The sequence below is a fragment of the Pseudonocardia sp. ICBG1293 genome (genome assembly GCF_020131355.1).
Taxonomy (GTDB): Bacteria; Actinomycetota; Actinomycetes; order Mycobacteriales; family Pseudonocardiaceae; genus Pseudonocardia.
Window position 1 is genome coordinate 1 of record NZ_JAHLEL010000086.1, and the last position, 11,924, is coordinate 11,924.

At 74.1% G+C, this 11,924-nt stretch carries 10 protein-coding genes and 2 pseudogenes; 11 read left to right on the forward strand and 1 reads right to left on the reverse strand.

The window, feature by feature from the left end; all coding sequences use genetic code 11:
* Positions 1-287: 287 nt before the first annotated feature.
* The 10 genes and pseudogenes from KPF47_RS38240 to KPF47_RS38285 form a co-directional block, all read left to right on the forward strand.
* Positions 288-525 (forward strand): annotated as a pseudogene (locus KPF47_RS38240) (WhiB family transcriptional regulator); the annotation flags it as partial.
* A 226-nt stretch (positions 526-751) separates the two neighbouring features.
* A complete protein-coding gene (locus KPF47_RS38245) occupies positions 752-1,702 on the forward strand; it encodes a hypothetical protein (protein ID WP_224393203.1) in 951 nt (316 codons plus the stop codon).
* 108 nt (positions 1,703-1,810) lie between these two features.
* Complete coding sequence (locus tag KPF47_RS38250; protein WP_224393204.1) at positions 1,811-3,199, forward strand: type IV secretory system conjugative DNA transfer family protein; 1,389 nt, start codon at positions 1,811-1,813, stop codon at positions 3,197-3,199.
* Positions 3,200-3,436: 237 nt separating this feature from the next.
* Positions 3,437-4,048: a hypothetical protein gene (locus KPF47_RS38255; RefSeq protein WP_224393205.1), complete on the forward strand. Its 612-nt coding sequence runs from the start codon at positions 3,437-3,439 to the stop codon at positions 4,046-4,048.
* Entirely contained in the window at positions 4,045-4,704 is a 660-nt protein-coding gene (locus KPF47_RS38260; protein ID WP_224393181.1) for a hypothetical protein, read from the forward strand. Before KPF47_RS38255 ends, KPF47_RS38260 begins: the two co-directional genes overlap by 4 nt.
* The gene (locus KPF47_RS38265) at positions 4,701-5,573 is read left to right on the forward strand and encodes a hypothetical protein (protein ID WP_224393182.1); all 873 of its coding nucleotides are present in this window, start codon (positions 4,701-4,703) and stop codon (positions 5,571-5,573) included. Before KPF47_RS38260 ends, KPF47_RS38265 begins: the two co-directional genes overlap by 4 nt.
* Before the next feature lie 211 nt (positions 5,574-5,784).
* The gene (mobF, locus tag KPF47_RS38270; protein WP_224393206.1) at positions 5,785-7,992 is read left to right on the forward strand and encodes a MobF family relaxase; all 2,208 of its coding nucleotides are present in this window, start codon (positions 5,785-5,787) and stop codon (positions 7,990-7,992) included.
* Positions 7,989-9,056: a hypothetical protein gene (locus KPF47_RS38275; RefSeq protein ID WP_224393207.1), complete on the forward strand. Its 1,068-nt coding sequence runs from the start codon at positions 7,989-7,991 to the stop codon at positions 9,054-9,056. The genes mobF and KPF47_RS38275 overlap by 4 nt, the downstream gene beginning before the upstream one ends.
* A complete protein-coding gene (locus KPF47_RS38280) occupies positions 9,053-9,418 on the forward strand; it encodes a hypothetical protein (protein ID WP_224393208.1) in 366 nt (121 codons plus the stop codon). The genes KPF47_RS38275 and KPF47_RS38280 overlap by 4 nt, the downstream gene beginning before the upstream one ends.
* On the forward strand, positions 9,364-10,167 hold the full coding sequence (locus tag KPF47_RS38285; protein ID WP_224393209.1) for a hypothetical protein: 804 nt from the start codon (positions 9,364-9,366) through the stop codon (positions 10,165-10,167). The genes KPF47_RS38280 and KPF47_RS38285 overlap by 55 nt, the downstream gene beginning before the upstream one ends.
* Here the strand turns inward: KPF47_RS38285 and KPF47_RS38290 are convergent.
* The gene (locus KPF47_RS38290; protein WP_224393210.1) at positions 10,146-10,304 is read right to left on the reverse strand and encodes a hypothetical protein; all 159 of its coding nucleotides are present in this window, start codon (positions 10,302-10,304) and stop codon (positions 10,146-10,148) included. The two genes, KPF47_RS38285 and KPF47_RS38290, sit on opposite strands and share 22 nt — an antisense overlap.
* Before the next feature lie 616 nt (positions 10,305-10,920).
* Between KPF47_RS38290 and KPF47_RS38295 the strand changes: the two are divergent.
* A pseudogene (locus tag KPF47_RS38295) lies at positions 10,921-11,860 on the forward strand (IS5 family transposase).
* Positions 11,861-11,924: the final 64 nt, after the last annotated feature.

An 11,924-nucleotide genomic window follows, 5' to 3' on the forward strand; every position in this document is an offset into this window, starting at 1 on the left:
GCTCGCGCACCTGGCCGACGTCGTCCCCTGCGCCCGAGCGGGCCGGGAACTCGGCGGCCGACCGGCACCGAAGAGCGGGCGGAGCTGGACGCGTTGCCGGGGCTGTTCGCCGCCCCGGCTCGGTCCCCGGAGCGAGGGGACACGTCGTGATCGAGGCGAGCACGCAGGAGATGGGACGGCCCGGCGACGGGTTCTTGGCGGAAGCACACCGCCGGGCCGCTCTCACCAACCAACAGGAGGTAGGAGAGGTGTTCACCGTAGACCCGAGCCCCGGGCGGGGCGAGAAGCTGGACTGGCGGGCCCGCGCGGCCTGCTGCGACGTCGATCCGGAGCTCTTCTTCCGACCCGCGACCGCCGGTGCAGCCCTGGCCGCGGAGGAGCGGCGGGCGCTGTGCGTGTGTGCGCGGGTGCCCGGTCATGGCCGCGTGCCGGACGTGGGCCATCGCCGAGCAGCCGCACGGCATCGCCGGTGGGCTGACCGAGGACGAGCGGCGCCGCGCCCGCCGGGCCACGCCCCGGAGTCGTCGCATCGAGCGACGGCCGGCCGTCGTGCCCGTGCCGTCGCCGCGGACCGATCGGGCGCCAGTCATCGCCGCGGGCTGCGCCGCGCTCACCGCGGGAGCCGACCGCGGCGACGTCGCCCGCACGCTGGGCGTGACCCGCCGGACCGTCGACCGGTGGGCCGCTGCCCTCGTGGTCACCGCGGGCGGTGGTCGATGATGAGCGTGTTCGACGCGTCCCGAGGACCGCCGTGTCCGGGCGGGTCCGTGAGCTGGTGCGCCGGATCGCCGTCGAGGCGTTCGGCGCGGCCGAGTCCGAGGTTCCGATCCCGGGGTTCACGGTGTTCACCGACCGCCGCCTCGACGATCCGCTGGCCGGAATCCGGGCCGCGTTGCTCGTGCACACGGTGGCGGAGTCCCAGCTGACCGAGTACGCCCGGGCCGCCCGCGCGGCGGGCCGGTCCTGGGACCAGATCGCCGACGCGCTCGGCATCACCACCGACGAGGTCGCAGTCGTGGGGGAGGCGGTGTTCGACTGGCTGGTCTGCGGCCGGGCCCGGACCCGGAGCCGGACGGGGTGCGCTCGTTCCGGACGCCGTGCGCGTACTGGCGCTGCTCGACCTGCGACGGCCTGGTCACCGACCACGGCTCGTTCGAGGGCAACCCGCCAACAGCGAGGACGGCCACGCCAAGGGCTGCACCCGCCACACCGCCGAGGTGCAGTCGTGGAACGAGGGGCGGACGGACTGATGGAGATCCTGTTCAGCTCCACCGCCCTCGTCCTCGGCGTGTTCGCCGCGGGCGCTTTGCTCGCCTGGTCGCGCGGCGCCCGCGCTCTGGCTGCCGGCCTCGCCGTGGTCGCACTGCTCCCGGCGGCGACGATCGTCACCGCCCTGTCCTGGCCCGCGCTTGTCGCGGTGGTCGGTCTGGCGGGGGTGATCGTGTGGCACCGCTGGTCGCGCTCTTCGGCGACGGTGTCCCGCTGGGCGGCCCGCTCCCGCCGCAAGGTCGGCGTCGCGTCGTCGCTGGACATCGTCCGCCACGCCGGAACCCTCGCGGTCCGGCGCCGCACCGCCACGGTCCGGCCGTCGCTGGCCGCCCGCCGCGGTGGCAGCGGTTTCGGCTTGCCACCTCCGAGGCGGCGGTGGAGCTGTGTCGCACCGGCGTGTTGCGGGTGTGGGCGTTGGTCGAGGACGTGGTGATCGTCGTTGGCGGGCCCCGCACGGGAAAGACCGGCTGGCTCGCTGGCCGTGTCCTGGACGCCCCGGGCGCGGCCCGGTGACCTCGACCCGCACCGACCTGCTCGACCTGTGCGCGCCGTTGCGCGGCAGACCCGGGGTGAGGTGTTCGTGTTCAACCCGGCCGGCCTCGGCGACCGCACCTCGACGATCACGTTCGATCCACTGACCGGCTGCTCGGATCCGGTGACCGCGACCGAGCGGGCGACGGACATGCTCGCTGCGGTCGCGTCCGGGGCGGGTGGGGATCGGGAGTTCTGGGACGGTCAGGCCCGCCGCGTCCTCGCGGCCCTGCTGCATGCCGCCGCCCTCGGTGGGAAGCGGATGGCCGACGTCCTCGGCTGGGTCGCCGACCCCGACACGGCCGGGCGTGAGGTCCCGGCGCTGTTGCGTCGGTCGGGGGTGACGGCGTTCGAGCAGGACGTCATGCAGTTCCTGACCACGAACGAGCGGACCCGTTCCTCGATCACCTCGTCGGTGATGCCCGCCTTGGGCTGGTTGACCCACCCGGCCGCCGCCGCGGCGGCCAAGCCGGGGGACGGCTTCGACGTCGCCCGGCTCCTCGACGACCGCGCGACGGTGTTCCTGCTCGGCGCCGAGGAGGCCCAGACCGCCCCACTGGTGTGTGCGCTGACCGGGCACATCGCCCGCGAGGCCCGACGGCTGGCCGCCGGGCAGCCGAAGGGGCGGCTGGATCCGCCGCTGGGGTTGTTCCTGGACGAGGCCGCCCTGATCTCCCCGGTCCCGCTGGAGTCGTGGACCGCGGACATGGGCGGTCGTGGGGTGACGATCCTGTGCGCGTTCCAGTCCCGGGCCCAGCTCCTGGCCCGCTGGGGTGAGCACAAGGCGGCGACGATCCTGAACAACACCGCCGCGGTGATGATCTTCGGCGGGACGCGGGACAAGGCCGATCTGGAGTTCTGGTCCACCCTGGCCGGAGAGCGGGACGAGCGGGTCACCACGACCGATGACCACGGCCGCGTCGCCTCCCGCTCGGTCCGGAAGGTGCCGGTGCTTGCGCCGGCGCAGATCGCGAATCTGCCCGCGGGTCGGGTGGTGGTGATCCGGCGCGGGATCGCGCCGGTGATTGGGCGGGCGCAGATGGCGTGGCGCCGCCGCGACGTGCGGCGTCGGGCGCGGCTGCTGGCCCGGATCGAGGCGGAGACCCGTTGGCACCGCCGCAGCGAGGCTCTGCGCGCCTGGGCGGACCAGCAGCTTGGACACGCCCTCACTGTGCTCGCCGCACGCTGGCCGGAGCGGTTCGGCGAGGCGGCGGAGCGGGTGTGGTCGTCCAACGCGATGTTCGCGGAGCTGCGAGCGATCCGCCGCGGCACCGAGCACGACCAGGCCGCCGAGGCGACTGCGCTGCACGAGCCGTCCCTCGGCACCGGCCCCGGTGGGGCTGTGGGTCCGTCGGGGCCTGTCGACGGCGCTGCGGGTGACGGGCGGTGGCAGCGATGAGCGAGCGCTACGAGATGTGGACCCCGGCCCAGGCCGTCGACCGGCTCGCCGCCGACCTCCCCGGCGGCCGGTCCGACGCCGAGCAGGTCGTCGCGTCCTACCTACGCGACGCCACCGGCGTCCACGGCCGACCGGCCTCGGGGTGGCGGCTCGACGAGTTCGACCTCGACGACGCCCGCGCCCGCTTCGGGTGGGTCGACTCCGCGGGTGGCGAGACCGTCGCCCAGGCCCGCACCCGTGCCGACGCCACCGCGGTCGTCGCGGCTACGAGAGGCCCGGGGAACGTCGGCGATCACCGACCCGACCCGGCTGTTCGCGCTGCACTCCGACGCGGAGATGTGGGGCTACCGCGCCCACCGCGTCGGGCTCGACGAGCTGACCAACACCACGGCGTGCGACCCGCAGCCGCGGCTCGTGACCGTCGCCCGAGAGGGCCGGGAGCGCTCGCACCGCGAAGCCGCCGCGGCTCACGACGCCCGGGCCACCGCAGCAGAGGCCGCCGCGACCGCGGCCGCTCTCACCGAGCAGCACCACCAGGACCAGAACGACCACGACCAGGAGGACGACTTGCACACTCCGGACGACAGCCCTCCGGCGGAGATCGAGGAGCCCGGAGACCGTGAGCGGGTTCTCGCCGAGGGGCACGGTGCGTTCGTCGGCGGGATGTGGTTCACGCCGGATGAGACCGCCGAGGACGGGGTCCGGCCGCTGACCGAGGTCGAGGTCCGCCGCTTCTCCGACCTGGTTCGCGTCTCGCAGGCCGAGGCCGTCGCCGACCAGCTCGACGACGCACCGGACCCGGGCCGGGCCCCGTCGGGCGACGGCGACGGGACGGGGTGGGAGCGGTGAACCCGCCGTTGCACCCCGAACCGGGCGAGGGCGGAGCGCTGGCCCGGCTGGCCGGTCAGGTCGACACGCTGCGCCGCCAGGTCGCCGAGCTGGAGCCGATCCCGGACCAGGTCGGGGAGCTGGGGCGGCTCGTCGGACAGCTCTCCGAGGCGCTGGCCGCGGTGACCGCACGACGGCGGATCCCGGCGGCGCCGTCGTGGCTGCTGGCCCCGGTCGACACCGCCGAGACCCGGCGGCTGCTCGACGAGCTGTGCGGGTGGGCGCAGGCGGTGTTCCTGCGCTACCCCGACGCGGCGAAGGTGCTGCCCGAGTGCTGGCTGTGGCACCCCGAGGTCGTCGAGGAGCTGCTCTGGCTCATGCACGCCTGGCTCGCCGCCTACCAGGGCCCGGCCGCGTCGGTCGGCGCGGCGGGGGACTGGCACGACCGCCAGCGGCCCGGGGTGGTCAACCGGATCCGGAAGGAGGCCGGGTCGTGCTCGATCGAGCGGCACCAGACCCGCCCCGGCTGGAGCGCCCCCGGCGGCGCGGCGCTGCCGGTCCCGGGCACCGATCACGTCGAGGAGATCGCCCGGTGGTGGGCCGGGCAGCGCGACCAGGCCCCGCCCGAGCCCGCCCCGGCGGTCGACGCCGGCCCGATCGGGACGGCGCTGCGATGACGGCCGCGGGAAGCGGGGCGCGGTGGGGGCGGGCGTCGGTGTGGCTGCCGGGCCTGGCCGTCGCGATCGGTGCTGCGGTGGCGACCGCGCACGGTCTGTTCGAGGTCGCGGTCGCCGCGCGGGTCCCGGTCGCGGTGGCGTGGATCTACCCGCTGATCACCGACGGCCTGGCCCTGGTCGCCTACACCGCGACCGCGCGGCTGTCCGGTGGCGCCGCCCGCTACGCGTGGAGCGTGGTGATCGTCGCCGCCGGACTGTCGGGTCTGGCGCAGGCGGTGTTCCTCGCCGGGCCCGCACCCGCCCCGAGCGCCCCGCCGGTCGAGGCGGATGCGGTGTTGCGTTTCGGGGTCGGGGCGTGGCCCGCGATCGCCGCGGCCGTCGTCGCGCACCTGCTCTACCTCCTCGCCGAGACCCGCCCCGAGGAGAGCCTCGCGGACCGGGACCGGGACCGGCCCGAGTCCGACGGTGTGTCCGGGGCGCGTGTCCGGGCGACCATCACCGTCCCGCCGTCCGGTCGGACACCGGTGGAACGCCCCGATCCGGTGGGCCGCGGCCCGGGTGTCCCGCCCGCGTTGGACGGGCCGGTGATCCCGGCCCCGCCGCGGCCGATGTCCCACCCGGCACCCCGTCCGGCGGCCCGTGCGGAGCCCAGGACCGGTACGGGCGCCCAGGAACGCGCTCGCACCACCGCCCAGACCCACCGCCAGCGCCACGGCGACCTCCCGACTGTGCGCGAGCTGCAGGACCTCGCCGACGTCGGCCGCGGCACCGCCGCCCGAGCACTCCAGCAGCTCCGTGACACCCCGCAGCAGGCCCCGAACGCCCTGCACCTCGTCCCCGACGAGCCCCAGAACAGGACCACCCGATGACCACCAGCAGCCAGAACACCACCGCGACCGAGCACGCTATGAGAACCGAGAGCGACTACCCCGAACAGAGCAACAAGAGCCCAAGATCAAAGCCATCACACCCTTGCATCACGATCCGCGGGTCCGGGCCGGCCTCCGGCCTCCCGGCAACCCCGACACCCGCCGCGCAGACCTGCGCGGACCGGCTCGCCGCCGTCGCGGGGTGGTCGCGGTGCTGAGGATCGTCAACGGCTACAGCCCCGAGTACCTGTTGAAGGAGGTCGCCACTGGGCGGGAGAACTACTACACCGGCGCCGTCGCCGAGGGGGAGCCGCCGGGCCGCTGGTGGGGCGCCGGGGCGGAGAAGCTCGGCCTGCACGGTCTGGTCGAGGCCCAGGACATGCGCGCGGTCTACGAGCGGTTCCTCGACCCGCGGGACACCGCGTTCCACGACCCGTCCCGGTGGGACACCGTCCCGACGCTGGGACACACCGGACGCAGGTACCTGTCCGAGGACGAGATCTACGCCGCCGCGTTGGAACGCGAGCCGGACGCCTCGGCGGAACGTCGCGCCCAGCTCCGGACGGACGCGGGCAAGTCGGCCCGGCACAACGTCGCGTTCTACGACGCCACGTTCTCGGTGCAGAAGTCGGTGACGCTGCTGCACACCGCGTTCGAGGCCCGTGAGGTCGCTGCCCGCCAGGCCGGGGACGAGGCTGCCGCCGCGGCGTGGGGCGAGTTCCGCACGGCGGTCGAGGACGCGATCTGGGCCGGGAACAACGCCGCGCTGGAGCTGCTGCAGGACAAGGCCGGCTACACCCGGGTCGGGCACCACGGCGGCGCCGCCGGCCGCTACGCCGACGCGCACGCGTTCACGGTGGCGTCGTTCTTCCAGCACGACTCCCGTGACCGGGACCCGCAGCTGCACGTCCACAACACGATCCTCAACCGCGTCGAAGGCCCGGACGGTGTGTGGCGCACCGTCGACGGGCGGAGCCTGCACCGCTGGCGCCCGGCCGCCGCCGCGGTCGCGGAGCGCACGACCGAGGAGCGGATCACGGCGTCGCTCGGACTCGTGATGGCGACCCGCCCGGACGGCAAGGCCCGCGAGGTCGTCGGGGTGTCCGAGCAGGCGATGAGCCTGATCTCCACGCGTCGGCACAAGGTCACCGCGAAGACCGCCGAGCTGGTCGAGGCGTTCGAGACCCGCTACGGGCACGCCCCGAACGGCTACCAGCTCGAACGCCTCGCCCAGCAGGCCACCCTCGCCACCCGGGCCCGCAAGTCCCACCAGGGCGAGACCCGCGAGGATCTGCTCGACCGGGTCGCGGCCCGGATGGACGTCGAGATCGCCGGTGGCCTGGCCGGGATCGCCGACGCCGCCCTGGCCGCCCGCCCGGGTGAGGTCGCGCCGATGCAGTGGTCCCCGGGCGAGGTCGTGTCCGTCGCGCTCGCCGAGGTGCAGAACTCCCGGACCGTGTGGACCCGCCCGGACCTCATCCGCGCGCTGAACAGCGCGCTGCCCGACCACCTCGGGATCAGCGACGGCGCGCAGATCACGAAGCTGCTCGACATCCTCGCCGACGAGGCCATGACCGCCGACCTGGCCAGCGTGCAGACCAAGCGTCCCGCGGCCGACGTCCTGCCCGATGAGTACAAGCTCGCCAACGGTGAGTCGGCGTTCGAGGCCCCCGGCGCCACCCTCTACGCGACGACCGGGCACGTGCACACCGAACGGATCCTCGCCGGTGCCGCCGGGCGCCACGACGGCGAGCGCCTGCCCGACGCCGTGATCGACCGGTTCCTGGTCGGCCTGGCCGCCGAGGGCACCCGGCTCGGGGCCGCGCAGGAGGCCGCCGTGCGCGGCGTTCTCGGCTCCGGGGCCCGGGTCGAGACACTGGTCGGCCCGCCGGGGACGGGGAAGTCGTTCACCGTCGGGATGATGGCCCGCGCCTGGGCCGACCCCGACCTCACCGGCGGCGGCCCGGAGCGGCGGGTGTTCGGTCTCGCCACCGCGCAGGCGGCGACGTCGGTGCTGGCCGAGCAGGGCCTCACCGCCCGCAACATCGCCGCGTGGCTGGCCACGCAGGACCGGCTCACCGCCGGCCGCCCCCGCGACGACACCGATCTGGGGTTCCGGCTGCACGCCGGGGACATCGTGGTGGTGGACGAGTCGGCGATGACCGACACCCCCGCCCTGGCCGCCATCCACCAGCACGTGGACGCGGCGGGGGCGAAGTTACTGTTGGTCGGCGACCCGCGCCAGCTCGCGGCGATCGGCGCCGGCGGCGGCATGGACCTCATCTCCCGGGCGGGCGGGCGCGCTACGAGCTCAACGAGGCCCGCCGCTTCACCCACGAATGGGAGCGCGAGGCGTCGCTACGGCTGCGCGAGGGCGACACCGAGGTCCTGGACGAGTACCACCGCCAGGGCCGGTTGATCGACTGCGGCGACGTCACCGCCGCCGAGACCGCCGCCGCCCGCGCCTGGCTCGCCGACACCCTCGACGGCACCCCGTCGTTGCTGCTGGTCGACACCAACGACCAGGCCGACCGGCTGTCCTCGGAGCTGCGCGCACAGCTCGTCGACCTCGGCCTGGTCGCCGAGTCCGGGGTGCGGCTGGGCCGGACGGGTGCCTATGCCGGGGTCGGCGACGTCGTCGAGGCCCGCGCGATCGGCCACGACCTCGCAGGCTACGAGGGCAACACCCGCGCCCCGCACACTCGCGAACGCTTCCGGGTCCTCGGGGTCCGCGACGACGGCGGCCTGGACGTCACCACCGACCTCACCCGCAACAGCGACGGCGGGGCGGGGGAGCGGATGGTGCTCTCGCCCCGGTACGTCGCCGACGACCTCGCCCTCGGCTACGCGGGGACCCGCTACTGCGGGCAGGGCGCCACGGTGACGACGTGTCATTCGGTGGTCACCGACCGGACCGACCACGCGGCGGCGCTGGTCGGGCTGACCCGCGGGACCGACGCGAACACCGCCTACGTCGCCACGGTGACCGAGCTGCCCGACGCCGCGGACGGCGGCCGGGACCATCAGCTGCACCGCTCCCCGAAGGCCGTCCTGACGACCGCGCTGGAGCTGGCCGAGCCCGACCGCTCCGCGCTCACCGTCGCCGAGGATTCCGCCCGGTGGGCCGAGTCGATCCCGGTCGCAGCCGAGTTGTTCGCCGACGCGGCGCATCAAGCGTCGGTGCGCCGCACGAGTGCGTGGCTGGACCGGCTCACCGACACCGGCGTGCTGACGGTCGAGCAGCGTGACCAGCTCGCCGCAGAGGACGCCTCGACGTCGCTGACCCGCGTGCTGCGCCGTGCCGAGGTGTCGGGCACCGACCCGTACGCCGCGCTGCACGAAACGATCACCGGCCAGCCACTCACCGGGGCCCGCAACCTCACCAACGTCATCCACGCCCCCGTCTACGCGACCGGCAGCGGTTCGAACCCGACGTCGGCACCTGGGCCGATCGGGTCCCGCAGCTCGACGACCCGCAGATGACCCGCTACCTCGATCGGCTCGCCGAGCACCTGGACCAGCGCACCGCCGACCTCGGCGCGCAGGTCGCCGCCGAGCCGCCGCGCTGGGCGGCCGACCTGCTCGGCGCGGTCCCCGACCGGGACGACGCGGAGGCCCGCGCCGAGTGGGAGCGCAAGGCCGGCGCTGTCGCCGCCTGCCGCACCCTGACCGGCCGCGAGGACGCCGACGGCGCCGAGGCCGCCCCGTCGAGGCCGTCGACGTGCTCGGCGCTGCGCCGAAGCCTGGGATGGTGGAGCATCACGCGGCGTACTGCGACGGGTGGGAGGCGTTGGGTCGGCCCCGGGCGGATCGGGAGGAGTTCGAGCTGTCCGACGGCGCGCTGAGGATGCGGGTCCGCGCCTACGAGCGACAGCAGGCGTGGGCGCCCCGCTACGTCGCCAACGAACTCGCCGGAACTCGCCAGGCCGCCGAGCACCACCGCGCGGCCGCCACCCTGCACCGCGCCGAAGCCGACGCCGCGACGGACCCGGCCCGCGCCGCCGAGCTGCGCCAGGCCGCAGACGGTGCCGCTGCGCTCGTCGCGGAGCTGGATCGGCGCACCGGCGACCTGGAGGAGGTCGAGGCCGCCCGCGGACGCTGGCTGTTGCGCACCGCCGACGACCGGGACAAGCACGACCGCGCGGTAATCGTGCTCGCGCACCGCAACAGCGACCGCGACGCCCCCGACGAGCGGGTCACCGCCGATGAGTGGCTCACCGCCCACGACGAGGCCATGCGCGCCGAGGACGAGTACCGCCCGATCACCGAGCACGACCTCGACGACGGCCCCGTCGACGAGCATCAGGCCCTCGACGACGGTCCAGTTCTGGAGACGGCGGTCCCCGACCTGCGGGAGACCGCCGCGGCCGAGCCGCGGGAGCGGCGCGAGGACGACGTCCGGGTGCCGACCACCGCGGAGTCGGAGGACGCGGTCACTCGCGCCCGCCGGGCCTTGGACGAGATCCAGGCCCAGGAGGTCTACGAGGCCGGTCTCGATACCCCGGATGCTCGCGACGTCGACCATCACCGCGACGACCCGTACGCCGACGAGACGGACGACAGCGAGGGCTACTACGCCGAGCGCTGGGGCTGACCCGGATCGGTCACGATCGCCTCGACGACGGCCCGCCACAGCGGCCACCGCTGCGGCGGCTCGTCGTCGGGACGCACTGGCCACGCCATCCGGTAGCCGTCGTCCTCCATGTCGAGGTAGGCCTCGGCGATCTCCATCGCCGACCACGTCCGCGGTGACCGCCACAGCTCCAACGCCGGCGGACACCGGCTCCTGCAGCCGGCCACCCGGGATCCGCTGCGTCGGCCCCCAGGACGCTGCAACGATCGGGCAGCCGTCCGCGCGGGTCCCTGTTCGCACGAACTCGGCCGGGTTCCACCGCACGACGTGCTCACCGACCCGCGGCGCATCGACCACGACGAGCCCCGTCGGCATCGGCTCGCCGGGGCGTTGCAACGCGATCTGTAGGTCGGCCTGCTCCCAGGCCAGCACCAGCCGTGAGGCGTTCACGAACGACGCGACGAGGCCGAGGGTCTCGATGGCCGTGTGCGCGTCATCGCCCGGGCAGAATGGGCGCGTGCGGACGTAGCCTGCGTACGGCTGATGGCCCAGGTCGTTGCAGAACATGTGCGTGGTCGGGGGCGGGACGAAGCCGCCCTCCGCCAGCATCTCGTCGGTCGTCGCGACTGCGATGCTCTCCAGCTCGTCCACGCAGTCCTGCTCAGTCAGCTCCATATCAGCGGAGTTTGCGCTACACCCCCGACAGTTCCCACCCAACCTCGGCTAGGGCGCGTCTCCTAACCCGGCTGGTCGGGCCTGCGCGATGATCAGTAGGTGTCGCGCCGTGCCGTCCTGACCGATGCCCAGTGGGACCGACTCGAGCCGTTACTGCCCTCGTCGGACGGGATGCCAGGGCGCCCGTTCGCCGATCACCGCAGAGTGATCGAGGGGATCATCTACCGGTTCCGCTGCGGGCGGGCCTGGCGTGATGTCCCGGTCGAGTTCGGGCTGTGGCAGACCCTATGGAAACGCCACCGCCGCTACTGCGGTGACGGCACCTGGGACCAGGTTCTCGCAGCTCTGCTCGCCGATGCCGACTCCGCCGGTCTCGTGGACTGGGCCGTGTCGGTCGACTCGACGATCATCCGCGCTCACCAACACGCCGCGACCCTGCAGCGGGACACAGGGGGCCGGATCGAACTACAAGAATCTGCTGATCGAGCCGCCCGATCACGCGTTGGGGCCGCTCCCGCGGAGGGCTCGGCACGGAGATCCACCAGCTCGTTGACGGACACGGCCGCCCGCTGGTCGTACTGGTCGGCCCTGGCCAGGCCGGTGACGCCCCGATGTTCGCGCACCTGATGTCACATCTGAGCGTCGGACGGGTCGGTCCGGGCCGACCGCGGACCCGGCCCGAGCGGGTCCGCGCAGATAAGGCCTACTCCTCACGCGCCATCCGCGCCCACCTGCGCGGACGACGGATCGTCGCGGTCATCCCGGAGCCGGCTGACCAGCAGGGACCCGGAAACGACGCGGCACACGCGGCGGTCGACCACCGGCGTTCGACCGGGTCGACTACCGCGGCGGCCGCAACGTCGTCGAACGCGGGTTCTGCGAGGTCAAGCAGTGGCGCGGCCTCGCGACCCGCTACGACAAACTCCCTGACCTACGCGGCGGAGTTGCACTGAAGGCCATCGTCACCTGGTTGCGCACTTTAGAGGTCATTTCAGAACGAGGTCGACGTGTCTGTTGTAGACGACAAGCGGCTATCTGACCTGCCGTTTGATCTGTCGTCGAGGGGTCAATGGAACTCGACAAGTCGTTCTGAAACGACCTCT